The 22,944-nt window shown below is 72.0% G+C and carries 26 protein-coding genes; 12 read left to right on the top strand and 14 right to left on the bottom strand.

Annotation, left to right across the window (positions count from 1 at the left end):
- The first annotated feature begins 80 nt into the window (after window positions 1–80).
- Genes BJ958_RS05810 through BJ958_RS05800 form a run of 3 tightly spaced genes read left to right on the top strand, consistent with a single transcriptional unit; the run spans window position 81 to window position 3,123 of the window.
- Window positions 81–1,232: an acyl-CoA dehydrogenase family protein gene (locus BJ958_RS05810; RefSeq protein WP_179725965.1), complete on the top strand. Its 1,152-nt coding sequence runs from the start codon at window positions 81–83 to the stop codon at window positions 1,230–1,232.
- Entirely contained in the window at window positions 1,229–2,131 is a 903-nt protein-coding gene (locus BJ958_RS05805; protein ID WP_179725964.1) for an acyl-CoA dehydrogenase family protein, read from the top strand. The genes BJ958_RS05810 and BJ958_RS05805 overlap by 4 nt, the downstream gene beginning before the upstream one ends.
- The gene (locus BJ958_RS05800) at window positions 2,131–3,123 is read left to right on the top strand and encodes an acyl-CoA dehydrogenase family protein (protein WP_179725963.1); all 993 of its coding nucleotides are present in this window, start codon (window positions 2,131–2,133) and stop codon (window positions 3,121–3,123) included. The genes BJ958_RS05805 and BJ958_RS05800 overlap by 1 nt, the downstream gene beginning before the upstream one ends.
- On the opposite strand, the gene BJ958_RS05795 is transcribed toward BJ958_RS05800, so the two are convergent.
- From BJ958_RS05795 to BJ958_RS05755, 9 genes are all read right to left on the bottom strand, one after another.
- Window positions 3,053–3,553 carry a TetR/AcrR family transcriptional regulator gene (locus BJ958_RS05795; protein WP_179725962.1) on the bottom strand — a complete coding sequence of 167 codons (501 nt, stop codon included), beginning with the start codon at window positions 3,551–3,553 and terminating at the stop codon, window positions 3,053–3,055. The two genes, BJ958_RS05800 and BJ958_RS05795, sit on opposite strands and share 71 nt — an antisense overlap.
- A gap of 51 nt (window positions 3,554–3,604) precedes the next feature.
- The gene (locus tag BJ958_RS05790) at window positions 3,605–4,954 is read right to left on the bottom strand and encodes a trypsin-like serine peptidase (protein WP_179725961.1); all 1,350 of its coding nucleotides are present in this window, start codon (window positions 4,952–4,954) and stop codon (window positions 3,605–3,607) included.
- A gap of 63 nt (window positions 4,955–5,017) precedes the next feature.
- Entirely contained in the window at window positions 5,018–5,653 is a 636-nt protein-coding gene (locus BJ958_RS05785; RefSeq protein WP_273517198.1) for a flavin reductase, read from the bottom strand.
- 21 nt (window positions 5,654–5,674) lie between these two features.
- On the bottom strand, window positions 5,675–6,571 hold the full coding sequence (gene hsaC / locus BJ958_RS05780; RefSeq protein ID WP_273517196.1) for an iron-dependent extradiol dioxygenase HsaC: 897 nt from the start codon (window positions 6,569–6,571) through the stop codon (window positions 5,675–5,677).
- On the bottom strand, window positions 6,568–7,452 hold the full coding sequence (hsaD, locus tag BJ958_RS05775; RefSeq protein ID WP_179725960.1) for a 4,5:9,10-diseco-3-hydroxy-5,9,17-trioxoandrosta-1(10),2-diene-4-oate hydrolase: 885 nt from the start codon (window positions 7,450–7,452) through the stop codon (window positions 6,568–6,570). The genes hsaC and hsaD overlap by 4 nt, the downstream gene beginning before the upstream one ends.
- On the bottom strand, window positions 7,452–8,639 hold the full coding sequence (gene hsaA, locus BJ958_RS05770) for a 3-hydroxy-9,10-secoandrosta-1,3,5(10)-triene-9,17-dione monooxygenase oxygenase subunit (protein WP_179725959.1): 1,188 nt from the start codon (window positions 8,637–8,639) through the stop codon (window positions 7,452–7,454). Before hsaA ends, hsaD begins: the two co-directional genes overlap by 1 nt.
- A 137-nt stretch (window positions 8,640–8,776) precedes the next feature.
- Window positions 8,777–9,925, bottom strand: coding sequence for a calcium-binding protein (locus BJ958_RS05765; RefSeq protein WP_179725958.1), 1,149 nt, complete (start codon window positions 9,923–9,925; stop codon window positions 8,777–8,779).
- A gap of 45 nt (window positions 9,926–9,970) precedes the next feature.
- Window positions 9,971–11,092, bottom strand: coding sequence for a calcium-binding protein (locus BJ958_RS05760; RefSeq protein ID WP_179725957.1), 1,122 nt, complete (start codon window positions 11,090–11,092; stop codon window positions 9,971–9,973).
- A gap of 176 nt (window positions 11,093–11,268) precedes the next feature.
- The gene (locus BJ958_RS05755; protein ID WP_179725956.1) at window positions 11,269–12,375 is read right to left on the bottom strand and encodes a calcium-binding protein; all 1,107 of its coding nucleotides are present in this window, start codon (window positions 12,373–12,375) and stop codon (window positions 11,269–11,271) included.
- A 105-nt stretch (window positions 12,376–12,480) separates the two neighbouring features.
- On the opposite strand from BJ958_RS05755, the gene kstD reads away from it, so the two are divergent.
- The 3 genes from kstD to BJ958_RS05740 all read left to right on the top strand — a co-directional run bounded on the left by kstD (window position 12,481) and on the right by BJ958_RS05740 (window position 15,569).
- Window positions 12,481–14,142 (top strand): 3-oxosteroid 1-dehydrogenase, encoded by a 1,662-nt coding sequence (gene kstD / locus BJ958_RS05750; protein ID WP_179725955.1) that lies wholly within the window; start codon window positions 12,481–12,483, stop codon window positions 14,140–14,142.
- The gene (locus tag BJ958_RS05745; RefSeq protein ID WP_179725954.1) at window positions 14,142–15,029 is read left to right on the top strand and encodes a MaoC/PaaZ C-terminal domain-containing protein; all 888 of its coding nucleotides are present in this window, start codon (window positions 14,142–14,144) and stop codon (window positions 15,027–15,029) included. The genes kstD and BJ958_RS05745 overlap by 1 nt, the downstream gene beginning before the upstream one ends.
- Window positions 15,030–15,128: 99 nt before the next feature.
- Window positions 15,129–15,569, top strand: coding sequence for an OsmC family peroxiredoxin (locus BJ958_RS05740; RefSeq protein WP_179725953.1), 441 nt, complete (start codon window positions 15,129–15,131; stop codon window positions 15,567–15,569).
- Here BJ958_RS05740 and BJ958_RS05735 read toward each other — a convergent pair.
- A complete protein-coding gene (locus BJ958_RS05735; protein WP_179725952.1) occupies window positions 15,541–16,008 on the bottom strand; it encodes an MOSC domain-containing protein in 468 nt (155 codons plus the stop codon). The two genes, BJ958_RS05740 and BJ958_RS05735, sit on opposite strands and share 29 nt — an antisense overlap.
- Before the next feature lie 33 nt (window positions 16,009–16,041).
- On the opposite strand from BJ958_RS05735, the gene BJ958_RS05730 reads away from it, so the two are divergent.
- Window positions 16,042–16,632 carry a hypothetical protein gene (locus BJ958_RS05730; RefSeq protein ID WP_179725951.1) on the top strand — a complete coding sequence of 197 codons (591 nt, stop codon included), beginning with the start codon at window positions 16,042–16,044 and terminating at the stop codon, window positions 16,630–16,632.
- A gap of 3 nt (window positions 16,633–16,635) precedes the next feature.
- Here the strand turns inward: BJ958_RS05730 and rpe are convergent, their stop codons facing one another.
- Window positions 16,636–17,301: a ribulose-phosphate 3-epimerase gene (rpe, locus tag BJ958_RS05725; RefSeq protein WP_179725950.1), complete on the bottom strand. Its 666-nt coding sequence runs from the start codon at window positions 17,299–17,301 to the stop codon at window positions 16,636–16,638.
- Window positions 17,302–17,348: 47 nt separating this feature from the next.
- Between rpe and BJ958_RS05720 the strand changes: the two genes are divergently transcribed.
- Window positions 17,349–17,768: a DUF4440 domain-containing protein gene (locus BJ958_RS05720; protein WP_179725949.1), complete on the top strand. Its 420-nt coding sequence runs from the start codon at window positions 17,349–17,351 to the stop codon at window positions 17,766–17,768.
- A gap of 101 nt (window positions 17,769–17,869) precedes the next feature.
- On the top strand, window positions 17,870–18,103 hold the full coding sequence (locus BJ958_RS05715; protein WP_179725948.1) for a hypothetical protein: 234 nt from the start codon (window positions 17,870–17,872) through the stop codon (window positions 18,101–18,103).
- On the opposite strand, the gene ligD is transcribed toward BJ958_RS05715, so the two are convergent.
- A complete protein-coding gene (ligD, locus tag BJ958_RS05710; protein ID WP_179725947.1) occupies window positions 18,093–19,052 on the bottom strand; it encodes a non-homologous end-joining DNA ligase in 960 nt (319 codons plus the stop codon). The genes BJ958_RS05715 and ligD overlap by 11 nt on opposite strands.
- An 18-nt stretch (window positions 19,053–19,070) precedes the next feature.
- Window positions 19,071–19,616: an NUDIX domain-containing protein gene (locus BJ958_RS05705; RefSeq protein WP_179725946.1), complete on the bottom strand. Its 546-nt coding sequence runs from the start codon at window positions 19,614–19,616 to the stop codon at window positions 19,071–19,073.
- 48 nt (window positions 19,617–19,664) lie between these two features.
- Between BJ958_RS05705 and BJ958_RS05700 the strand changes: the two genes are divergently transcribed.
- The 3 genes from BJ958_RS05700 to BJ958_RS05690 are packed head-to-tail and all read left to right on the top strand — an operon-like array spanning window position 19,665 to window position 21,765.
- Window positions 19,665–20,393, top strand: coding sequence for an AAA family ATPase (locus BJ958_RS05700; protein ID WP_343052583.1), 729 nt, complete (start codon window positions 19,665–19,667; stop codon window positions 20,391–20,393).
- Window positions 20,394–20,425: 32 nt separating this feature from the next.
- Entirely contained in the window at window positions 20,426–20,944 is a 519-nt protein-coding gene (locus tag BJ958_RS05695) for a SigE family RNA polymerase sigma factor (protein WP_343052582.1), read from the top strand.
- Window positions 20,941–21,765: a hypothetical protein gene (locus tag BJ958_RS05690; protein ID WP_179725945.1), complete on the top strand. Its 825-nt coding sequence runs from the start codon at window positions 20,941–20,943 to the stop codon at window positions 21,763–21,765. The genes BJ958_RS05695 and BJ958_RS05690 overlap by 4 nt, the downstream gene beginning before the upstream one ends.
- Before the next feature lie 4 nt (window positions 21,766–21,769).
- Here BJ958_RS05690 and BJ958_RS05685 read toward each other — a convergent pair whose 3' ends face one another.
- A complete protein-coding gene (locus BJ958_RS05685; protein ID WP_179725944.1) occupies window positions 21,770–22,930 on the bottom strand; it encodes an MFS transporter in 1,161 nt (386 codons plus the stop codon).
- Between the last annotated feature and the right edge of the window lie 14 nt (window positions 22,931–22,944).

Genomic DNA, 22,944 nt, shown 5'->3' with positions numbered 1-22,944 from the left:
GCAAATGCTTGGTTCGGGCAGCGCCCGGGCCTACATTTCGACTGTGACGACCTCCACGCCGATGAGGAACCCGAACTGACATGGATCTCGAACTGAGCGAGTCCGAGCTGGCCTTCCAGGCCGAGGCTCGCGCCTGGCTGGCGGCCAACGTGCCGGCCGAGCCGCTGCCGTCCCTCGACACCGCCGACGGCTTCGTCCTGCACCAGGCCTGGGAGGCGAAGCTCGCCGCAGAGCGCTGGTCGGTCGTGTCCTGGCCGAAGGAGTACCACGGCCGCGAGGCGTCCCTCGTGGAGTGGATCATCTTCGAGGAGGAGTACTACCGGGCCGGCGCACCCCTGCGTGTCTCGCAGAACGGGATCTTCCTCCTCGCCCCGATCATCTTCGAGCACGGCACCCCCGAGCAGCAGGACCGCTTCCTGCCCTCGATGGCGACCGGCGAGCGGGTCTGGGCGCAGTGCTGGAGCGAGCCCGAGGCCGGCTCCGACCTCGCCTCCCTCAAGTCGACTGCCCGTCGTGACGACGAGCGCGGCGGCTGGGTGCTCAACGGGCAGAAGATCTGGTGCTCGCGTGCGGCGCTGGCCCAGTGGGGCTTCGGCCTGTTCCGCAGCGACCCGGAGGCGCAGAAGCACGCCGGCCTCACGTACTTCCTGTTCCCGCTGGACGCCGACGGCGTGACGGTCCGTCCGATCGCTCAGCTCGACGGCGAGGAGGGCTTCGCCGAGGTCTTCTTCGACGACGTCTTCGTGCCCGACGCCGACGTGCTCGGCGCACCGGGCGACGGCTGGCGGGTCGCGATGAGCACGGCCGGCAACGAGCGCGGTCTCTCGCTGCGCTCCCCCGGTCGCTTCACCGCGGCCGCCGACCGCCTGCTCGCGCTGTACGACGAGAAGCCCGACCCCCGCGTGGCCGACCGTGTCGTCGACGCGTGGCTCCGGGCCGAGGCCTACCGCCTCTACACCTGGGGCACCGTCACCAGGCTCAAGGACGGTGGCGACATCGGCGCGGCGGGCTCGGTCAACAAGGTGTGGTGGAGCGAGCTCGACGTCGCCCTCCACGAGACCGCGCTCGACCTGCTCGGCCCCGACGCCGAGCTCGAGTCCCGCTGGCTCGACGGCTACACCTTCTCGCTGTCCGGCCCGATCTACGCCGGCACCAACGAGATCCAGCGCAACATCATCGCCGAGCGGATCCTCGGTCTGCCGCGTGAGCCCAAGGGAGTGCAGAAGTCATGAGGTTCGAGCTCACCACCGACCAGCAGGACTTCGCCGCCTCGCTCGACGCCCTGCTGGCCGCAGCCGACACCGTCACCGCCGCCCGCAGCTGGGCCGAGGGCGACCACGCCGCCGGGCTCAGGCTCTGGGAGCGGCTCGCCGAGCAGGGCCTGACCATGCTCGCCACCGAGGCGTCCCCCGTCGAGGTCTGCGTCGCGTTCGAGGCCCTCGGCCGCCACGCCGTGCCCGGCCCGTGGGTCGAGTCGGCCGCCTACCTGCCCATCGCGCTCGGCGCCGAGGTCGAGGGCGTCGCCACGGTCGCGATGCCCCGTGCGCTCGACGCCGACGTCGCCGACGCGGTCTACGCCGTCGTCGACGGCACGCTGCACGCCGCGACCGCGGGGACCGCCCACACCTCGGTCGACCGCACCCGCCACGTCTTCGACGTCACTCCCGGCGAGGCCGTCGGGCACGGCGACCTCGACGCGGCCTACGACCTCGCGGTGCTCGCCACCGCCGCCCAGCTCCTGGGCGCCGGCGAGCGAGTGCTCGCGGACGCGGTGACCTACGTCAAGCAGCGCAAGCAGTTCGGCCGCGAGATCGGCTCCTACCAGGCCATCAAGCACAAGCTCGCCGACGTGCGGATCGCGCTCGACTTCGCCCGTCCGCTGGTCCACGGCGCCGCGCTGGTCACAGGCTCGACCGGCGAGAGGGCGCGCGCGGTGTCGGCCGCCAAGGTCGCCTGCGCCGACGCGGCGTACCTCGCCTCGCGCACCGGCCTGCAGGTGCACGGCGCGATCGGCTACACCCAGGAGTTCGACCTGAGCGTGTGGATCACCAAGATCCGCGCACTCGTCACCGCCTGGGGCACGCCGGGCGACCATCGCGCCCGCATCCTCCAGACCCTCCGGAGCGCCTGATGCAGTTCGAGCTCAGCGAGGAGCAGGCGGAGCTGGCGGCGACCGTCCGCGGCCTGCTCGACAAGCGCGCCGACTCGGCCGCGGTACGTGCCGCGTCGACCTCGGAGACGGGGTACGACGAGGGGCTCTGGACCACGCTGTGCGAGCAGATCGGGGTGGCGGCACTCGCCGTCCCCGAGGAGTACGACGGCGTCGGCGTCTCCTTCTTCGAGACCGCCGTGGTGCTCGAGGAGATCGGCCGCACCATCGCGCCGAGCCCGCTGCTCGCCACGACGGTCGCCACCGAGGCGCTGCTGGCCGGCGGCACCGAGGACGCCAAGAAGCGTCTGCTCCCGGGCATCGCGGCGGGCGAGATCGCCACCATCGCACTCGACGACGGCCCGGTCCTCGACGCCGACCGCGCCCAGGTGATCCTGGCCGTGCGCGGGGACGACCTGGTCGAGGTGAGCGGTGCGACCGCGACCTGGGCCGAGTCGATGGACCAGAGCGTCCGGCTGGCCCACCTCGACCTGTCGGGTGCCGAGCTGACGGTGGTCGGCGACGGCAACGCAGCGCGGACCCGGGCCGAGCTCGTCGGCGCCGCGGCGGTGGCGGCACTCGCGGTCGGGCTGTCCGACCGGGCGCTGCAGATGACGGTGGGCTACCTCAAGGAGCGGGTGCAGTTCGGCCGCCCGATCGGCTCGTTCCAGGCGCTCAAGCACCGGATGGCCGACGTGCTCGCGCGCGTGGAGATGTCACGCTCGGCGAGCTGGGCGGCGTCCTACGCCCTCACCGACGCGGAGACCGACCCGGCCGAGGCTGCGTTCCTGACGCACTCGGCGGCGTCGTACGCCCTCGAGACGGCCGGCCTCGCCGCCAGCGAGTGCGTCCAGCTGCACGGCGGCATCGCGATCACCTGGGAGCACGACGCCCACCTGGTGTTCAAGCGCGCACACGCACTCGGGCAGCTGTACGGCGCACCGCACCGGCACCGGGCAGCCGTGGAGCTCTGACCAGCCTCCGTCGTCGGGCGGCGACCGCCGGCTCAGGTGCGTCGCCGCCCACCACGGCCGTGAACGCGTCCGGCCCCTGCAGGGCTGCGTTGACCGCCGGAGCGACCATCGCGACGACGTCGTCGACCGGGGCGGACGCCAGCGGCTCGATCTTCAGCACGTAGCGGGTCATCGCGAGCCCGATCAGCTGCGAGGCGACCAGCTCGGCCTTCATCGCCGACATCGACCGCCGCTCCACGACCGGCTGGAACCGCGGGTGCAGCACCGCACGGTTGATCCAGCCGTAGAGCTTCGGGGCGTCCGGGCCCACCTGCGTCGACTGGCGCACCAGCCGCAGCATCCGCTGCCGCGTGCGCGGGTGCTCGCAGAGCAGGAGGAAGCGCCGTACGAGGCGGATCGCGAAGTCCTCCGTGGGGTCCAGGCTGTGCATGCCGGTGTTTCCCATAGTCCTTCGATGGTGCCCGACGACGTGGCCCGGCGCTCAGCCGACGGGGCTGGTGCAGCGGGTGTTGCTCACCACCCCGGGACTGCGGTCCAGCGGCAGCGGGCAGGCGCCGACGGTCACCACCACCGGCTTGCTGTGCCTGCGGGTGCCCCGCTCCCGGACCCGGTACCACCGGGTCCCGGGCGGGAGCGCCTGGTCGAACACCGTGACCCCCTGGTGCACACGGGCCCGCGCGACCCGCCGCCACGGCGCACCCGGGACGGTGCGCACCTGCAGCACGATCCGGCGCACCCTGCGCGTCTCGGCGACCAGCTGGTAGCTCTCGCCGAAGCCGACCGACGCGGCCGAGGCGACCAGCCGCAGCCGGGGCCTCGCGCCCGGTCGGGCTGGCACCCGGGCCGAGACCGGCACGGCAGCGCTCCGTGCGGCGGCCAGAAGGGTCTCGATCGAGGAGTCGAAGGGCATGGCGAAGAGCAGGGGCGTGCCGTCGGCCGGACGGCGTGAGGTCACGGCGAAGACGAACCCGGTGTCGGCACTCGCCATCCGCAGGAACCAGGGCCCGCCACTCGCCCCGCCGGTCAGCGGGCAGGAGATCTGGGCATCCGTGGGGTCGGTGACCTGCGAGACCGTGGTCGCCCCGCTGCACTCCTGCCGGCTCTGTCCGTCGTACGGCGCCTGCGCCGGCCACCCGACGACCCGCACGCCGTCCTCCCGCGCCGGGTAGTTCCAGGCCAGGCCGTTGCCACCGACGACGTCGACCAGGTTCACGCCTCCCACCGGTGCGACCGCGAGGAAGGCCTGGTCGTGCCCGTCGTCCTCGTCGGCGATCCAGGCCTGCTGGGTGATCGCCCGCACCCCCGTCCACTGCCCGTAGGGCGCCGTGCCGTGGTCGTAGGACGGCACGAACACGAAGTCCGAGAAGTAGTGGCGTGCCGTGCACAGCAGCACGCAGCCGTCGCGGGTGCTGTAGACGCAGTGCCCGGCGGTCACCACGAGGTTGCGTTCGGGGGTGTTGACCGAGGACGCCGAGCAGACGTAGCCCTGGCTGGTCCTCGGGTCGCGGAAGAACAGCTTCCCGGTGCTGCGCAGGCCGGGCGGCGTCACCGCCGGCTGCGCCGGGGCCGCCGCGTCGGCGCTGGACGTGATGACGGCACCACTGGGGTCGAGGTCGAGCGGGAGCGCCGCACGCATCCGGCGACGGGTCCAGTACGCCGTCCCGGCCGGGCTCTCGAGGTCCTGCACGACCGCGCCGTGACGGGCGGGCGCCGGCGGCCCGGGCTCAGCGGCCTGCGGCTCGGCGAGCGCCGGCGCGACGACCGGCGCGACGACCGGCAGGCCGGTGAGGAGAGCGATGGCTGCGGCCACCACCCCGAGCGACCTGCGCATCCTCATCGATCCCCCAGACCGGTCCGTCGTGCTCGAGGGATCAACGCCCGCGGCGGGCCGGGGTCACGAATCGGTGGTGCGGTACCGGCCCTTGAAGTACAGCAGCGGCTCGGTCGCCGCGGCGTCCTCGGGGTGCGCCTCGAGGTGCTCCACCTTGCCGACCACGATGAAGTGGTCGCCGCCCTCGTAGACGGCGTGGATCGTGCAGTCGAGGTGGGCCAGCGTGCCCTCGATGACGGGTGAGCCGGTCGCCGCCGCCGGCTCCCAGGAGATGCCGGCGAACTTGTCGATGCCCTTGGTCGCCATCTGACCCGAGACGTGCTCCTGGTCGGCGGCCAGCACGTTGACGCAGAACCGGCCCGAGCGCTGGATCGCCGGCCAGGCGCGCGAGCTGCGCGCGGGGATGAAGGTGATCAGCGGCGGATCGAGCGAGACGCTGGCGAACGACTGGCAGGTCATGCCGACCGGCTCGTCGCCGCTCATCGTGGTGATCACGGTGATGCCCGACGCGAAGCAGCCGAGGGTGTCACGGAACCGGCGCGCGGCGGCCTGGGCCTCCGGGTCGTCGTGGACCGCGACCTCCTCACCGGGGCGCAGCTCGAAGTCGACCTCCGCGTCCCCGAGCCAGGACTGGATCAGCTCGGGGTGCGGCCAGGTCTCCCGCGCGTCGGGGCTGATGCCCTCGGGGATCTCGCTCACGCCACTCACGCTAGTAGGCACTCACTGACCGCCGAACACGTGGCCCCAGTACGAGACGGCCGTCGACTCGCGGGCCACCCAGCGGGCATCGTCGACGGTCATCCCCTCGGTGCCGAACTCGACGTCGAAGCCGCCGGGCGACTTCACGTAGAACGAGATCATCTCGTCGTTCATGTGCCGCCCGAGGGTCGCCGAGAGCGGCGCACCGTGCTTGCGCACGCGCTCCAGTGCCCGGCCGACGTGGTCGAGCTTGTCGACCTCGAGCATCACGTGGACGCACTTGCTCGGGTTGGGCATCGGCAGGAACGCCAGCGAGTGGTGGCGCGGGTTGACGCCGAGGAAGCGCAGCCAGACCTTGCTGCCGGGCTCCTTGCCGACGAACTCCCCCGGCATGCTCATCGAGTCGCGCAGGCGGAAGCCGAGCACCTCGGTGTAGAACCGCAGCGCCTCGACGTCGTCGAGCACCGGCACCACGATGTGGCCCATCCCCTGCTCGCCGGTGACGAAGGTGGCGGCGTACGGCGTCACGACGGGCCGCGCCTCGTAGGTGATGCCGTGGAACAGCTCGAACACGTTGTCCCACGGGTCGCGGAACCGGATCAGCTCCTGGACCCGGCGCTCGTCGAGCTCCTCCCTCGTGCCCTCCTCGAACTCCACGCCGGCCTTCTGCAGGTGCTCGCGGGCGGCCTGCAGGGCCTGGTGGTCGGCGAGCTCCCAGCCGGTGCAGTCGAGCTGGTCGACCTCCGAGGGGAACACCACGATGCGCGCGGAGACCTCGTCGATGCGCCAGTACTGGTGGTCCGGGTTCGGGCCGCGGCCCTCGGCGAGGCCGAGCACCTTGCCGGCGAAGGTCTTCCAGGCCTCCAGGTCGGTGCTGGCGACCCGGATGTAGCCCATGGACTTGATGTCGATCGTCACGAACGCTCCTTGTGGCGGGCCAGGAAGGCGGTGCAGATCTCGGCGAACTCCTCGGCCGCCTCGATCTGCGCCCAGTGGCCGCAGTTGGGGAAGACGTGCAGCTGGGCCTTGGGGATCTGCTTGAGCGCGACCAGCGCGCCGTCGAGCGGGTTCACCCTGTCCTCACGGCCCCACGTCAGCAGGGTGTGCTTGCGCAGCAGGTGCGCCTCGCGCCACAGCATGCCGTCCTCGGCCCACTCCGGGTTCCAGAACGAGGCGCCCATCGAGCGCATCGCCTCGAGGGAGCCCGGCGCGGTGGCGTCGGCGAAGCGCTCCTCGACCAGCTCGTCGGTGACGAGGGCCTGGTTGACGACCATCGTCGAGATGAACGCCCGCAGCGCCTCACGGCTGGGGTTCATGCTGAAGTCCATCAGCCGCTGGACGCCCTCGGTCGGGTCGGCGTGGAAGAGGTTCACCGACATGCCACCGGGGCCCATCAGGACCAGTCGGCCGACACGGTCGGGGTACTCCAGCGCGAACCGGGTCGCCGTACCGCCGCCCAGCGAGTTGCCGAGCAGGTGGATCCGCTCGATCTGCAGCTCGTCGAGCAGCTTGAGGAGGTACGACGCGGAGTGACGGAAGTAGTTGGCCCTCACCTCGGGCTTGTCGGAGGCGCCGAAGCCCGGCTGGTCGACCAGCAGCGTCCGGAAGCTCTGCGCGAATCGCGGCAGCGCCGAGCCGAAGTTGCTCCACGCCGAGGCGCCGGGGCCGCCGCCGTGCAGGAGCACGAACGGCAGGCCACCGCCCACCACGGATCCGCCCTCGGGGCCGGCCTCGTAGTAGTTGAGCGTGATGTCGCCCGCCTTCGCGGATCGACGGGTCTCCTCCTGGCCGAAGCTCATCAGTACATCCCCGGGTCGACCTTGTGACCGAACTGCTGGGCGCCGTACATCTGCAGCGCGCGCTCGGGGTCGTTGGCGGCGTGCACGCGCCCGGCGTGGGAGTCGCGCCAGGCCCGCTGGAGGTAGGTGCCCTCCGCGAGCGCCCGGCCACCGGACGCCTCGAACAGCGCGTCGATCGCCTCGATGGAGCGGGCGGTGCCGAGCACCTGGTCGCGCCGCACCCGCAGCCGCAGCTCGAGCGGGATCTGCTCGCCCCTGGCGACGTGGGCCTGCTCCTCGCGGATGTTGCTGATGAGCAGCGCCCAGGCGGCGTCGATCTCCGAGGAGGCGCGGGCGATGCGGACCGCGGCGAACGGGTCGAGGGACGCCTTCTCGCCGAGGTACGCCGCACGCACCCGCTTCTGCTGCATCTCGACGTGCTCGGCGTACGCGCCCTTGGCCATGCCGATGATCGGGGTGGCGATGGTGCTGGTGAAGATCGAGTGGAACGGCAGCTTGTAGAGGTCGCTGGTGTTGACCTCCTGGCCCGGTCCGCGGCAGGCGCCGGTCTCCCCCATCGACAGCGTGAACGCCTCGGGGATGAAGGTCTCCTCCACGACGATGTCGTTGGAGCCGGTGCCGCGCAGGCCCACGACGTTCCACACGTCGACGACCTGGTACTTCTCCCGCGGGACCATGAACGTGCGGAAGTCGACGACCTGCCCCTCCTCGTTGAACACGAGGCCGCCGAGCAGCACCCAGGTGCAGTGGTCGGAGCCGGAGGAGAAGCTCCACTTGCCGGAGAGCTTGAAGCCCCCCTCGGTGATGACGGCCTTGCCGGTCGGGGCGTAGGACGAGGACAGCCGAACGCGCTGGTCGTCACCCCACACGGCCTGCTGCGCCTCGTCGGCGAACAGGGCGACCTGCCAGGGGTGCACGCCGACCACGCTGGAGACCCAGCCGGTGGCGCCGTCGGCGGCGGCGATGTCGCGCACGGCGGTGTAGAAGGCGACCGGGTCGGCCTCCAGGCCGCCGTACCGCTTCGGCTGGAGCAGCCGGAAGAAGCCGGTCTCCTCGAGCTCCTTGATCGATGCGTCCGGGATGACGCGCAGGCGCTCGCCCTCCTCGGCCCGCTCACGGATGGTCGGGAGGAGGTCACGCACGCCGTCGAGGACGGCGGTCACCTCGGGGGCGAAGTCCTGGTTCATGGGAGCTCCTGTGTCTGCGACAGTGTGTGCTGGACCAGATTAGAACAGGTTCTACTTTTGGCACAACCCGGGCCCCGTCAACACCGACGGGGCGCCGGACCGATGGTCCGACGCCCCGTCACCACGACCCGACCCGGTCAGCCGAGCATCGCGCGCCACCACACCTGGATGACCCCGGCGGGGTCGAAGTGGAACGCGTCCTTGCCGTAGAGCACGCTCTCGCAGCCCTTGGTCCTGACCTTCTTCGCCTTGACGTTGAAGTAGACGGCGTCGGCGCCCGCCCCGCAGCTGATCCGCAGTCCCTTGACCGGGTTCTTGACGTAGATGGTGTCGTTGCCGGCCCCGGCCCTCACCGCCGCGTGGGCGTCGAGGTCGCCCAGCCAGAGCGTGTCGTCGCCCGCGCCGCCCAGCGCCTTCAGCTGCCCGGTCAGCAGTCCACCGGGCTCCTGGCTGCCGAAGGTGTCGTTCCCGGCGCCGCCCTTGAAGACGTCGCCCTCACTGGTCACCACGCCGGAACCGGAGAACGACGTGCCGTAGCTGTGGCCGGGGTCGTAGGAGACGCCGTCGCGCAGCGTGTCGTCGCCGGCACCGCCGAGCACCTTGTCGCGACCGGGGCCGCCGATCACCAGGTCGCTGCCGGCGCCACCCTTCACCTTGTCGTCCCCGTCCTGGCCGTCGACCACGTCGTCGCCGGCACCGCCCTTGGCCCTGTCGTCGTCGCCACCGCCAGCGACGACGTCGTTGCCGAGACTGCCGTTGAGCCGGTCACCGTCGGCTCCACCGAACAGCTCGTCGTTCGTGCCCCCGCCGACGATCCGGTCCTTGCCGGCGTCACCGAGCAGGCTGGCGCCGACGTAGCCCGGCCGGTCCTGGTCCGGCACGCTCGCGTCGCCGTTGCCGGCGCGGAGCCGGTCGTTGCCCGGTCCACCCCACCCGACGCCCACGCCGTCGCCGGTGTCGATCCGGTCGTTGCCGACCTCGCCGTACAGGTAGTCACGCCCCGCCTCGCCGAAGAGCCGGTCGTTGCCGGAGCCGCCCCAGACGGTGTCGTTGCCGTTGCCGCCGAGGAGTCGGTCGTTCCCGGCCGCTCCCTCGATGCGGTCGTTGCCGTCACCGCCCCAGACCTTGTCCTTGCCGGCCAGGCTCAGGATCCGGTCGTCAGCCGGGGTCCCGGTGATCTTGTCCTTCCTCGGCGTGCCGACGAAGTCCTGCGCGAGGGCCGGCGCCGCCGTGCCGAGAGCCAGGGTGGCCGCGAGGGTGCACCCGATGGCATTGATCTTCCTCATCTGTTCTCCCAAGAGTCGTGGTCGACGTACGTCATGCGGGCGGCGTCAGCCGCGCGAGGGACGGTGGCGCAGCGGGACGGAACCGTCGGGGTCGTAGTGGAAGGCGTCGTTGCCGTAGACGACGCTCTCGCAGCCCTTGGTCCGCACCTTCTTGACCCTGATGTTGAAGTAGACGGTGTCGGCACCCTTGCCGCAGGTGATCCGCATGCCCTTGACCGGGTTCTTGACGTAGACCTTGTCGTTGCCCGCGCCCGGCCTGACCACGGCGTCGCGGTCGAGGTCGCCGACGTAGAAGGTGTCGTCGCCCCCGCCGCCGACCGCCTTGAACAGGCCACTGAGCGGCTGGGTGCTGTAGCCGAACCGGTCGTTGCCGGCCCCACCCTTGAACAGATCGTCCTCACCCGCGCCGAAGCTGAAGAAGTCGTCGTCGCCGGCTCCACCGACAGCCTTGTCGCGACCGGAGTAGACCTCGAAGCCGTCGTTCCCGGCGCCGCCCCTGAGGACGTCGTCACCGCTCCCGAGGGTCTCGTAGTCGTCGTCGATCAGGTAGTCGTTGCCGTCGCCGCCGAGGAGCCGGTCGTCGCCGCCACCACCTTCGAGGTAGTCCTCGCTGCCGCGCCCCTTGAGACGGTCGTCGTCCTCGCCACCGTAGAGCGAGTCGTTGCCGGCGCCGCCGATGAGCCGGTCGTTGCCCGACTCGCCCGACATGGTCGCCCCCTCGTACCCGATCGGAACGTTGTTGCCCGTCGTGATCACGCGGGTGGGGTCGCCGTTGCCCGACCGCATCCGGTCGTCGCCCTCGTTGCCGTAGGCCCGGTCGGCACCGTCGCCCGTGTCGATGCGGTCGTTGCCCGCTCCGCCGAGGATCTCGTCGGCACCGGCCTCGCCGAAGATCCGGTCCTTGCCGTCACCGCCCAGCAGCGGGTAGTCGTCGCCGTTGCCACCGTGGATCCGGTCGTTGCCGGCGCCACCCTCGATCCGGTCGTTGCCGTCGCCGCCGTAGAGCCTGTCCTTGCCCCCGAGACCGAGGACCTGGTCGTTGCCGGGCGTACCGACGATCCTGTTCTTCCTCGGCGTACCGACGAAGTCCTGCGCGAACGCCGGCGCGGTCGCTCCGACCGCCAGGGTGGCCACGAGGGCGCACCCGACCGCGTTGATCTTCCTCATGTGAACTCCCAAGACATAGCGAGAGGATGTGCTCGCCGACAGGACCGATGCCTCCGGCGCTCGGACAACCTACCCAGCACGGAGCCGCTCACCCCCGCGGCTCGCTCCGGCATCCCGGCACGCGAACGGGGCGCCGGACCCGAAGGTCCGACGCCCCGCAGGCCGTGCTCAGGTGATCAGGGAGCCTGACGGCCCTCGACCATCGCCCGCCACCAGACCGGCTGGGCGCCCTCGGCGTCCCAGTGGAAGGCATCCTTGCCGTAGACCACGCTCTCGCAGCCCTTGGTTTTGACCTTCTTCGCCTTGACGTTGAAGTAGATCGTGTCGAGGCCAGCGCCACAGGTGATCTTCATGCCCTTGAAGGCGTTCTTGACGTACACCTTGTCGTTGCCGGCACCCGGCTTGACGACGGTGCCCGGGACCGGGTCGGCGATCACGATGACGTCGTCGCCGGCGCCCGCCAATGCCTTCACCAGGCCGTGCAGGTAGCCGCCCTCGGGGTCGCCGAGCTTGTCGTTGCCGGCACCACCCTTGATCACGTCGCCCTCGCCTGCCTCCTCCCAGAAGCTGTCGTCGCCGGGGCCGCCGACGACCTTGTCCGCGCCGGGGCCGCCGGACAGGTTGTCGTTGCCGGGGCCGCCCTTGAGCTTGTCCTCACCGGAGTCGCCGTAGAGGTTGTCGTTGCCGCCGCCGGCCTTGAGCTTGTCGTTGCCGGTGCCGCCGTCGAGGTAGTCCTGGCCCTCGGAACCACTCAGCTTGTCGTTGTCGTCGCCGCCGTAGAGGCTGTCGTTGCCGAACCCGCCCCACAGCTTGTCCTTGCCGCCGTCGCCACTGAGGTAGGAGCCGCGGTAGCCGCCCCTGTCGGCGTCGGGCCGGGAGGGGTCACCGTTGCCCGAGCGGATCTTGTCGTTGCCCTCGCCACCGGTCGCCGAGTCGCCGCCGTCGCCCGTGTTGATCTTGTCGTTGCCGAGGCCGCCCTCGATGTTGTCGTTCCCGCCCTCGCCGAAGACCTTGTCGTTGCCGTCGCCGCCCAGGAGGGGGAAGTCGTCGCCGTTGCCGCCGTAGATCCTGTCCTTGCCGACGCCACCCTCGATGCGGTCGTCGCCCTCGCCGCCCCAGAGCTTGTCGTTGCCGCCCAGGCCCAGGATCTGGTCCGCATCGGCGGTGCCGACGATCTTGTCCTTCTTCGGCGTGCCGACGAGGTCGGCCGCGAGCGCGGGCGCCGCGGTGCCGAGGACGAGCGTCGCGGCGAACGCGCACCCGAGTGCATTCATCTTCTTCATGTGTTTCCCCCAAGACGGAGTTGTGACGGATGGTGCATCCGGCACGTGCCCGCCCCACGACGGGGCAAACCCCCGGTGCAACTAGAACCTGTTACAGTTTTGGCCATGAAGGACTCCTACGACGTCGTCGTGGTCGGCGCCGGCGGTGCCGGCATGTCGGCCGCCCTCGCCGCGGCCCACCAGGGCCTCGACACGGTCCTGGTCGAGAAGAGCGGCCACTTCGGCGGCTCGACCGCGCGCTCCGGCGGCGGGGTGTGGATCCCCGGCAACTACGCACTGCGGGCGGCCGGCCAGGTCGACGAGGGCGACCGCGACGCGGCGAAGACCTACCTCGACTCCATCGTGGGCGACGTCGTGCCGAAGGTGCGCCGCGACACCTACCTCGACCGCGGCCCGGAGGTCCTCGACTTCCTCAAGGAGAAGACCCCGCTGAGGTTCACCTGGGTGCCGGAGTACGCCGACTACCTGCCCGAGCAGCCCGGCGGCCGCCCGCGCGGGCGCAGCGTCGAGCCGGTCCCGATGGATGCGCGCTTCCTCGGCGAGGAGCTCGACCGGCTGCACCCGCCGTACACCAAGGCGCCGGCCAACCTGATCGTCACCCAGGCCGACTTCCGCAAGCTCAGCCTCGGCCTGCGCACGATCCGCGGCCCGCTGACCATGATCAAGGTGATGGTCAAGCGGCTGCTCGCCATCCTCACGGGCAAGAAGATGTTCGCGATGGGCAACGCCATCGCCATCGGGCTGCGCAAGGGCCTGGCCGACGCCGGCGTACCGGTCGTCTACGACACCGCGCTCCTCGACCTGCTCGTCGAGGACGGCCGCGTGGTCGGCGTCGCGGTGGAGTCCGGCGGCCAGCGCCGCGAGATCCGGGCCGAGCGAGGCGTGATCCTCGGCTCGGGCGGCTTCGAGCACAGCCAGGAGCTGCGCGAGAAGTTCCTCCCCCAGCCGACGTCCGCGGCCTGGTCCACCGGTGCGGCGTCCAACACCGGCGCCGGCCTGCTGGCCGGTACGGCGGCGGGTGCCGCCACCGACCTGCTCGACGACGCCTGGTGGGGACCGACCATCCCGCTGCCGGGTCGCGCGTGGTTCTGCCTGGCCGAGCGCAACCTGCCCGGCTCGATCATCGTGAACTCCCTCGGCGTGCGCTACATGAACGAGGCACTCCCCTACGTCGAGGCCACCCACGAGATCTACAAGGGGCAGGCCACCGGCGTGGACCACGTGCCGTCGTACATGGTCTTCGACCAGACCTACCGCAACCGCTACCTGTTCGCCGGTGTCGCCGGCCGCCAGCCCTTCCCCGGCCGCTGGTACAAGGAGGGCGTCGTCACCCGTGCCGACACGCTCGAGGAGCTGGCCGCCGAGATCGGCCTGCCGTCCGGCTCGCTGGACGCGACGGTCGCGCGCTTCAACGGCTTCGCCCGCTCGGGCGTCGACGAGGACTTCCACCGTGGCGAGTCGGCGTACGACAAGTACTACTCCGACCCGACCGTCAAGCCGAACTGCTCGCTCGCGGCGATCGAGAAGGGTCCGTTCTACGCGGTCAAGATCGTCCCCGGCGACCTCGGCACGAAGGGCGGCCTGGTTACCGACGAGCGTGCCCGGGTGCTGCGCGAGGACGGCTCGGTGATCCCCGGCCTGTACGCCGCCGGCAACGTCTCGTCGGCCGTCATGGGCAACACCTACCCCGGTCCCGGCGGCACCATCGGGCCCGCCATCGTGTTCGGCTACCTGGCCGCCGAGGACATCGCGAAGGAGAACAGCTGATGCCGATCGACCCGTCCGTCGCGATCGGGGCCGACCTCGGCTCCCGCACCTTCTCGTGGACCGAGTCCGACGTCCTGCTCTACCACCTCGGGATCGGCGCGGGCTCGCGCGCCGGCGACAACCTGTCGGCCTCCGCGCTCCGCTACACCCTCGACGACGCGGCCCTGCAGGTGCTGCCGTCCTTCGGCGTCGTCGCCCCGACCTTCCACGAGACCGACCCGCCGCCGCTCGACCTGCCCGGGTGCGACATCAACCTCGCGCAGGTGGTCCACGGCTCGCAGGCGATCTCCGTCTCCGGCCCGCTGCCCACCGCGGGCACGGCGACCGTGCGCACCACGCTGACCGACGTGTGGGACAAGGGCAAGGCGGCCGTGATCTGGCAGGAGGGTGTGGCGACGGCCGGTCCCGACGGGACGGGCGAGGAGCTGTGGCGGGTCCGCTCGTCGATCTTCGTCAAGGGCGAGGGCGGCTGGGGCGGTGACCGCGGCAACGCGACGCCCGTCGTGGTGCCCGCGCGGGACGCGGACCACGTGTCGTCGTACGCCGTGACGCCGCAGCAGGCCCTCCTCTACCGCCTGTGCGGTGACCGCAACCCGCTGCACGCCGACCCGGGCTTCGCGAAAGCCGCCGGTTTCCCCGCACCGATCCTGCACGGGCTGTGCTCCTACGGCATCGTGCTGCGCGAGCTCACCGACGGCCTGCTCGGCGGCGACGCGACCCAGGTCGGCGGGTTCACCGGCCGGTTCGCCGGCGTGGTGTTCCCGGGCGAGACGATCCGGGTCGCCGGCTGGCGCGAGGGTGACGCGATCATCGCCTCGGCGAGCATCGCCGGTGGCGAGCGCGACGGGTCGCCCGTCCTCGCGGACTGCGTGCTGTCGCTGGCCTGAGTCGGGCGTGGGCGTTGCGGTTTGGTCCCAAACCGCAACAATTGGGGCCAGAAACGTGCAGTCTCTGCCCAATCGACACCTGTTCTACGGAGGATTCGCATGCCCACTCGCACCGGACGCACCGCTTGGAACGGCGGCCTCCAGGACGGCACCGGACAGGTCGAGCTGACCTCCTCGGGTGCCGGCACCTTCGACGTCTCCTTCCCGAAGCGGGCAGCCGAGGACGCCGACGGGACGACCAGCCCGGAGGAGCTCATCGGCGCGGCGCACTCGGCGTGCTACGCCATGTCGCTGTCGAACGAGATCGCCAAGGCCGGCGGCACGCCGATCGCGCTCGACGTCCAGGCCGACGTCACCCTCGGCCCGGACCCGGACGGCGGCGTCCGGATCACCGGCGTGAAGATCACGGTCCGTGGCGAGGTCGACGGCCTCGACGAGGCCGGCTTCGCCACCGCGGCGGCCACCGCCAAGGCGGGCTGCCCGGTGAGCAAGGCGCTCACCGGCACCGAGATCACGCTGGACGCTGCTCTGGAGAGCTGACCTCCAGCTCGACCGGGTCACCGACCCGGATGGTGCCGCCGTCGAGCACGCGGAACACAGTCCCGGCCCGCCGCCGGAGCGCAACTTGCGCTCCGGCGCCGATCGTGTCGTCGAGCAGCTTGCACGGCGCTGCGACCCGCACCACCTCGAGCAGCACCTCGCCGACCCGGATCCTGGTGCCGGGCTCCCGCGGGACGACGCCGTGGCTGATCGTCAGGTTGCGCCTGGTCAGCTCGCTCGGCACCGGCCGCCCGTAGGACGCGGCCGCCTCGTCGAGCGTCTCCCGGCTCTGCACGGTGACGTGGCGGTGCTTCGTGCCGTGGTACCGGTCGCCCACGATCCCGCGCCCGGCCTCCACCTCGACCTCCTCCTTCGACTGCATCGGCAGTCGGCTGGCCTTCGCGAGGTGGATCGCGGCGACGACGGGCGGGTGGTCCATGCAGCCAAGGCTAGAGGGCCTAGGGTGCCGGGCATGGACGTCCGGTTGCCCGCCGCGGCCGGCGGCCGGCCGCGCAGTGCGGTGGCCGCCGTCGTCGTCGGGGGCGTGCTGCTCGTCGCTCCCCTGGCTGCGATCGCCAGCCGGCGCCTGGACACGTACGACCGCCTGAACGCGTTGATGCTCGCTCTCGCCGGCCTGGTCGTCCTCGGCTGGGGTGTGCGCCGGTTGGCAGGCACCCGGGCCCGGCTCCATCAGGCCACCGACGTGACCCTGGACGGGATCGGCGTCACGGTGCGCGGCGCGGACGTCTCCGCGCTGGTCACCTGGCCCGACGTGGCCCTGGTCGAGGTGCACTGGTGGGAGATCGTGCCGCCGTACGTCGAGGAGGCGATCCACCTGCCGGTGCTGCGGTTCGTCGCCCGGCACGACGGCGACGTCACGCTGCACGGAACGCCGGCGATCAGCGCGGACCTGGCGCGGTCGTTCGGCATCTCTGCGCCCGCGGCGGCGCTGACCGTGGTGATCGGGGCGGCCGCGCTCGAGCCGCTGCACGAGGTGCTGGCCTGGGTCGGCGCCCATCGGCCCGACGTCCCCGTCGAGGTCGGGGCGCCGCCCGACCTCTGAGGGCTAGGAACGCGCGGCGTCGGCCTTGGCCCGCAGCGCGGCGACCATGGCGTCGGGGTCCTCGGCCGAGTACACGGCCGAGCCTGCGACGAAGACGTCGGCGCCCGCCTCGGCGCAGCGCTCGATGGTCTCCAGCGACACGCCGCCGTCGACCTGGAGCCAGGTCTCGACGCCGTGCTTGTCCATCAGCGCGCGGGCCCGGCGGATCTTGGGCAGGCACAGGTCGAGGAACTTCTGGCCGCCGAAGCCCGGCTCGACGGTCATGATCAGCACCATGTCGAGCTCGGCGAGGAGGTCCTCGTAGGGCTCGATCGGCGTGGCGGGCTTGAGCGCCATCGACGCCCGCGCACCGGCCGCGCGGATCTCGCGGGCCAGCCGCACCGGCGCCTTCGCCGCCTCGACGTGGAAGGTGACCGAGCCGCACCCCGCCTCGACGTACGCCGGCGCGTTGCGGTCGGCGTCGTCGATCATCAGGTGCGCGTCGAGCGGAACCGGGCTGACCCGTGCCAGCGCCTCGACCATGGCCGGCCCGAAGGTCAGGTTCGGCACGAAGTGGTTGTCCATGACGTCGACGTGCACCCAGTCGGCACCGGGGATCCGGGCGACCTCCTCACCGAGCCGCGCGAAGTCGGAGTTGAGGATCGACGGGGTGATCTGGATGTGGCCCACGGGCGGCCAGTCTAGGAGAGGACGGCCGTTCGGGCATGATCGTGGGCATGCCTGCCGAGGAGAGCGACGACCGGGAGATCCGCGCGGTCGTGGACCGCTTCTTCGCCGCGTTCGTGAGCGGCCCCGAGGCAGCCGCGCGCGCCGACGACCTGCGCGCCGTGCTGCTGCCCGAGGCGCTGCTGGTGAGCACGGCCGGCGCCACGCGGGCGTCGTACGACGTCGAGTCGTTCATCGCGCCGCGCGTGTCCCTGCTCGGAAGCGGGACGCTGGCGGACTTCCGCGAGTGGGCGGTGCACGCGCGGGTCGACCGGTTCGGCGACATCGCCCAGGTGTGGTGCGGGTACGCGAAGTCGTGGCGCCGCGACGGCGTGGCGATGGCCGGCGCCGGGACCAAGTCGCTGCAGCTCGTGCGGACGGAGGACGGCTGGCGGATCAGCGCCGTCGCCTGGGACGACGAGCCGGCCTGACGCGCCGCGACCGATGTCCCGGCGATCGGGTGTTTCCCCTTCACTGCGGCCGGATTCGGACGATGATGGAAGGCACAGCACTCTTTGGGGGGAGGCACCCGATGCCCATGATGAACAGCGAGGCCCGCAAGCGGGCCGCCGCACGTGAGCTGCTGACCGACCCGCGGGCCGAGGCCCGTCGGCTCGCCGACGAGTGGGACCGCGAGGCGGACCACGAGGAGGCCTGCGGCAACGGCTTCGCCGCGGTGATCCTGCACGCCCACGCACGCGACCTGCGGGCCGCCCTCGAGGACCCGGACCGGGGCGACCAGCCCGTCCAGCCGCTCAGCGCCTGACCTGGGAGTCGTCACCCTCCTCTGCGGGCAGGTCGTCCCGGTCGGCCCACTCCACCAGCGGCGCGATGTCGAAGACGTGGTCGTCGATGTCGCGGTGCAGGTCGCCGAGCTCGGCGAAGCGGGCGGGCACCGTCCGGATCGTGAAGTCGCGCGGGTCGGCGTCGTCGACCTCGTCCCAGCGGATCGGCGTGGAGACGCGGGCATCGGGCAGGCCGCGCACGGAGTACGCCGCCGCGATCGTGTGGTCGCGGGCGTTCTGGTTGTAGTCGACGAACACCGCAGCCGGGTCACGGTCCTTTTTCCACCAGGTGGTGGTGACCAGCTCGGGTGCGCGGCGCTCGACCTCGCGGGCGAAGGCGAGTGCGGCTCGGCGCACGCCCTTGTGGTCGAGCTCCGGCTTGATCCGGACGTAGACGTGGATCCCCTTGCTGCCGCTGGTCTTGGGATAGCCGACGGCACCGAGCTCGTCGAGCACCTCGTGGGCCACGTGAGCCACGCGCCGGATGTCGTCGTACGTCGACGCCGGGCCGGGGTCGAGGTCGATGCGCCACTCGTCGGGCACCTCGGTGGCCCCACGGCGGCTGTTCCACGGATGGAACTCCACGGTCGACATCTGCACCGCCCAGATCACCGAGGCCAGCTCGGTCACGCACAGCTCGTCGGCCGTGCGCTTCCAGCGCGGGAAGTACAGCTGCACGGTCTCGACCCAGTCGGGCGCGCCGGCGGGGAGCCGCTTCTGATGGACCTTCTCGCCGTCGAGTCCCTTCGGGAAGCGGTGCAGCATGCACGGGCGCTCCCACAGGGCGTTGACGATGCCGTCGCCGACGGCGAGGTAGTACTCGACGAGGTCGAGCTTGGTGGCGCCGATCTCCGGGAAGTAGACGCGGTCCGGGTTGCTCACCCGCACGACGCGGTTCTCGACCTCGATCTCCACTGCGGGGGACGCCATGGCTGCTGAGGGTACCGGTCAGCCGACCCGGCCGAGCGCGACCAGCGCGAGCAGCAGGCAGGCCAGGCTCTCGCCGTCGGTGATCTCGCCGCGGCCGACCCTCGCCAGCAGCTCGTCGAGGGGCACCCGGTGCACGGCACGGATGCCGTCCTCGAGCATCGCGTCGTCGCCGACGTAGGTCAGGCCGCGAGCGAGGTAGACCACCTCCGGGGCGTGGGCAACGCCGATGAGTGCGTTCATCCGGCCGATCTCCTGCCAGTCCGACGCCGCCAGGCCGGTCTCCTCCCGCAGCTCGCGCTGGGCCGCGACGAGCGGGTCCTGGCCGTCGGCACCGCCGGCGGGGAGCTCGAGCGAGGCGCGCTCGCCCGTCGTGTAGCGGTCGATCTCGACGAGCACGACCTCGTCGTCCTCGGTGAGCGGTACGACGAACACCGCCGGCTGCCGCACCTCGACGACCCCGTAGATCCCGTCGCTGCCGTCGGGGCGGACCACCTCGTCCTCGCGCACCCGGATCCACGGGTTCTCGTAGGCGATCCGGGTCGTACGGCGCTGCCAGGGCTGCATCCCGTCAACCTAGAGGACGCCCGGCGAAGCGGGCCGTAGCGTGGCCCCGTGGACTTCGACCAACCGCCCGTCGTGCACGTCAGCGCCGAGGACCGGCTCGACCCGGACGAGTGGCCGATGACCATCCCGGCCGTCGCGCAGGTCGTGCGCGAGGGCCTCGAGCTGGCGAAGGGCGTCACCTTCCTGGTCGGAGAGAACGGCTCCGGGAAGTCGACCCTGGTCGAGGCGGTCGCGGTCGCGTACGGGCTCTCGCCGGAGGGTGGGACCAACCAGGGCCGGCACTCGACGCGTGAGTCGGAGTCCCCGCTGCACCGGGCGCTGAGGATCCAGCGTGGGCTCGGCGCGGGCCGATGGGGGTTCTTCCTCCGCGCGGAGACGATGCACGGCTGGTACACCTTCGTCGAGCAGAACCCGAGACGCCCGGAACGCCCGCAGGACAGCCGGTTCCACGAGATGAGCCACGGCGAGTCCTTCCTCGAGGTGCTGCGCACCCGCTTCGACTCCCCCGGCTTCTACTGCCTCGACGAGCCCGAGGCGGCCCTGTCGTTCTCCTCCTCGCTCGGCCTGATCTCGGTCCTGGACCGGGTGGTCGGCGAGGGCGGGCAGGTGCTGTGCGCGACCCACTCCCCCGTGCTGGCGGCGATGCCGGGTGCGACGATCCTCGAGGTCGGGGACTGGGGGCTGCGACGTACGACGTGGGAGGAGCTCGAGCTGGTCCAGCACTGGCGCCGCTACCTCGACGACCCGCGGCGCTACCTGCGCCACGTCCTGGACTGACCTGTCACGCGGGCCGAGGTCTGGAGCGTCAGGTGGGTGTGAAGGCAGACCGGCAGGCCGAGGAGTTCTCGGCGTTCGTGCGCGAGACCGGCACCCAGCTCCACCACGCGGCGATGCTGCTCACGGGTGACCACCACCTCGCGGAGGACCTGACCCAGGCGACCTACGCCAAGGTCTTCGTGCGCTGGCGGCGGGTGCAGACCGCGCAGAGCCCGGTCGCCTACGCGCGGACGATGCTGCTCAACACCTTCCTGTCGCACCGCCGGCTGCGCCGTAGCGCGGAGCGCCCGAGCGACCTCGTCGACGCCGACGTCGGCCCGCCGGCCCCGGGGCACGACCCGGAGCTGCGGATCGACCTGCTGGCCGCACTGGCCGGCCTCGCCCCGCTCGACCGCGCCGTCGTGGTCCTCCGCTACTGGGAGGACCGCAGCGTCGCCGACACCGCCGCCGACCTCGGGATCAGCGAGTCGGCAGTGCGCACCCGCGCTCGCCGCGCCCTGCTGCGGCTGCGCCCGCTGATCGACCCGATCGCCGAGAGGACCCACACATGACCGACCTCGACCACCTCGACCCGCTCGTCGGCCCCGCGCTGCGCGAGCGGCTGCGCGACGAGCGCCCGGACCTCGAGCACCTCGCGGCCACCTCGCTCGCCTCCGGCCAGCGACTGCGCCGCCGGCGCCGCGTCGCCGTGTCCGGCGCCGTGGCCGGTGTCGTCGCGGTCGCCACTGTCTCGGTGGCCGCAGGCGTGGTGACCGGCGACGGTACGGCGGCCCGCGACCGCTCGGTCGCCACCGCGCCCACCACCGCGGCCACCACCGTGGCGGCGCCCGCGACACTGCGGGTCGGGCAGCAGCTCGACCTCGGCGACGGGCTCGTCGCGACGATCCGCACCGACCAGACCGGCCTCTACGAGCTGGGCGCGAGCACCCTGCCCGGCCCCGGCACCGGCTTCGTCGCCCTGGTCTCGGGTCCCACCGACCGGATCGACACCTGGTGGTCCGAGGGCCTCGGCACCCTGACCCAGGACTGGCCCGGCATCACCGTCGCCGTCTCCATGGCCGACGCCGACGCGCTGGGGATGCTCGGCAAGGTGGACAAGGCGCCGGTGACCACTCCCGCGGGCTGGACCTGCGAGTGGTTCCTGAGCGACGACAAGGCTGCCTGCACCTCCACCGACGGCGGCGTGGCCGGCTTGGTGATCCGTGACGCCGCCGACCACGACGAGTGGCTGTCCTCGCCCGACAAGGGCGCGGACCCGGGTGTCTACGTGACGGACGTGCACGACGGGATCTTCATCAGCGTCGAGGGCGGTCAGGGCACCACCGACGCGGAGGTCACGACCCTCGGCGAAGGCCTGGCCTGGGTGGACTGACCCCTCACCGCGCGACCCGGGCCAGCCCTGCCGCGGCCAGCAGCACCAGGGTCGCGGCGGGCAGCCCGAGCCCGCCCACGCCGTACGCCGCGACGACACCGGAGGCCAGCGCGGCCCCCACGGCGATCCCGCCGTTGAACAGCACCGGGATGAGCGCTCCGGCCAGTGCGCGGTGGCCCGGCCCGGCCAGGCGCAACACCAGGGTCTGCGCGAACGGGGGCAGCGCCCCGGACGCGACGCCCCACAGGGCGACGAGCGGCAGGGTGCCGACGGTCCCGACCGCGAGGATCGCGACCGCGGTGAGGACCGTGGCGACGACCAGGCCCAGTGCGGTGCGCTCGACGCGGCCCGCGAGGACGACACCGAGCGCCGATGCGAGCCCGAACACCAGCAGCGCGAGCGCCGGCGGGCCGGCGAGGCGGGTGACGTAGGTGTACGCGCCGTAATGGCCGACCAGGGCCAGCGCGACCAGCAGGGTCACCCCGAGCATCGGCCGCAGCGAGCCACTCTCCTCCGCGGCCCTGGTCGGTCCGGCGTGTCGGCTCGCGGGAGGCACCACCCGCAGCACCAGCAGCGCCGCCACCAGGCTCGCGGCGGCCAGCAGGACGAACGAGGCGCGCCAGCCGGCGAGGTCGGCGACCACCCGCCCGACCGGCGTACCGAGCACCATGCCGAGCGTCGCCCCGCCCAGGACCACGGACGTGGCCCGCCCGAGCAACCGGTCCGGCACCAGGTCGGCGACGTGCGCGTTGACCGTCGACCACAGCAGACCCACGGCGGCAGCGCCGAGGGTGCGTGCACCCAGCACGACGCCGTACGACGGCGCGAGGGCCGTTGCTGCCGCAGCCACCGCGAATGCGACGAGGCTGCCTGCGATCACGGCCGGGCGCGGGAAGCGGCGGGTGATCCGGACCAGCGGGATGCTGGCGAGGACCACGACCGCCGCCCAGATGCTCACGAGCAGCCCCGCGGCAGCCTCGGAGACGGCGAGTCCGCGGCTCATCGGGCCGAGGACCGCGGTCGGGAGCATCTCGCCGGTGACCATGACCAGCGTGGCCGCGCCCAGGGTGAGCAGTACCGGCCACGGCAGGCCGTCGCCGAGGTCGGCACTCGGACGAGTGGCGGTACGGGTGGTGGGGCCGGTGCCGGGACTGGTGAGGGTCATGCCATCGACGCTAG

It is taken from the genome of Nocardioides kongjuensis, from assembly GCF_013409625.1.
GTDB classification, from domain to species: Bacteria; Actinomycetota; Actinomycetes; order Propionibacteriales; family Nocardioidaceae; genus Nocardioides; species Nocardioides kongjuensis.
The sequence above is the reverse complement of the archived record's forward strand: the minus strand, read 5'-3'. Positions and strand labels throughout refer to the sequence as shown.

What these genes read in the sequence shown, in the direction of transcription:
- BJ958_RS05705 (WP_179725946.1), bottom strand. Translation starts at nt 19,616, where the DNA reads ATGCAGCCCTGGCAGCGCCGTACGACCCGGATCGCCTACGAGAACCCG.
- BJ958_RS05800 (WP_179725963.1), top strand. Translation starts at nt 2,131, where the DNA reads ATGCAGTTCGAGCTCAGCGAGGAGCAGGCGGAGCTGGCGGCGACCGTC.
- BJ958_RS05795 (WP_179725962.1), bottom strand. Translation starts at nt 3,553, where the DNA reads ATGCACAGCCTGGACCCCACGGAGGACTTCGCGATCCGCCTCGTACGG.
- BJ958_RS05740 (WP_179725953.1), top strand. Translation starts at nt 15,129, where the DNA reads ATGCCCACTCGCACCGGACGCACCGCTTGGAACGGCGGCCTCCAGGAC.
- BJ958_RS05720 (WP_179725949.1), top strand. Translation starts at nt 17,349, where the DNA reads ATGCCTGCCGAGGAGAGCGACGACCGGGAGATCCGCGCGGTCGTGGAC.
- BJ958_RS05790 (WP_179725961.1), bottom strand. Translation starts at nt 4,954, where the DNA reads ATGCGCAGGTCGCTCGGGGTGGTGGCCGCAGCCATCGCTCTCCTCACC.
- kstD (WP_179725955.1), top strand. Translation starts at nt 12,481, where the DNA reads ATGAAGGACTCCTACGACGTCGTCGTGGTCGGCGCCGGCGGTGCCGGC.
- BJ958_RS05765 (WP_179725958.1), bottom strand. Translation starts at nt 9,925, where the DNA reads ATGAGGAAGATCAATGCCATCGGGTGCACCCTCGCGGCCACCCTGGCT.
- BJ958_RS05745 (WP_179725954.1), top strand. Translation starts at nt 14,142, where the DNA reads ATGCCGATCGACCCGTCCGTCGCGATCGGGGCCGACCTCGGCTCCCGC.
- ligD (WP_179725947.1), bottom strand. Translation starts at nt 19,052, where the DNA reads ATGGCGTCCCCCGCAGTGGAGATCGAGGTCGAGAACCGCGTCGTGCGG.
- BJ958_RS05760 (WP_179725957.1), bottom strand. Translation starts at nt 11,092, where the DNA reads ATGAGGAAGATCAACGCGGTCGGGTGCGCCCTCGTGGCCACCCTGGCG.
- BJ958_RS05805 (WP_179725964.1), top strand. Translation starts at nt 1,229, where the DNA reads ATGAGGTTCGAGCTCACCACCGACCAGCAGGACTTCGCCGCCTCGCTC.
- BJ958_RS05810 (WP_179725965.1), top strand. Translation starts at nt 81, where the DNA reads ATGGATCTCGAACTGAGCGAGTCCGAGCTGGCCTTCCAGGCCGAGGCT.
- hsaD (WP_179725960.1), bottom strand. Translation starts at nt 7,452, where the DNA reads ATGAGCTTCGGCCAGGAGGAGACCCGTCGATCCGCGAAGGCGGGCGAC.
- BJ958_RS05735 (WP_179725952.1), bottom strand. Translation starts at nt 16,008, where the DNA reads ATGGACCACCCGCCCGTCGTCGCCGCGATCCACCTCGCGAAGGCCAGC.
- BJ958_RS05685 (WP_179725944.1), bottom strand. Translation starts at nt 22,930, where the DNA reads ATGACCCTCACCAGTCCCGGCACCGGCCCCACCACCCGTACCGCCACT.
- BJ958_RS05755 (WP_179725956.1), bottom strand. Translation starts at nt 12,375, where the DNA reads ATGAAGAAGATGAATGCACTCGGGTGCGCGTTCGCCGCGACGCTCGTC.
- BJ958_RS05690 (WP_179725945.1), top strand. Translation starts at nt 20,941, where the DNA reads ATGACCGACCTCGACCACCTCGACCCGCTCGTCGGCCCCGCGCTGCGC.
- hsaA (WP_179725959.1), bottom strand. Translation starts at nt 8,639, where the DNA reads ATGAACCAGGACTTCGCCCCCGAGGTGACCGCCGTCCTCGACGGCGTG.
- BJ958_RS05715 (WP_179725948.1), top strand. Translation starts at nt 17,870, where the DNA reads ATGCCCATGATGAACAGCGAGGCCCGCAAGCGGGCCGCCGCACGTGAG.
- BJ958_RS05730 (WP_179725951.1), top strand. Translation starts at nt 16,042, where the DNA reads ATGGACGTCCGGTTGCCCGCCGCGGCCGGCGGCCGGCCGCGCAGTGCG.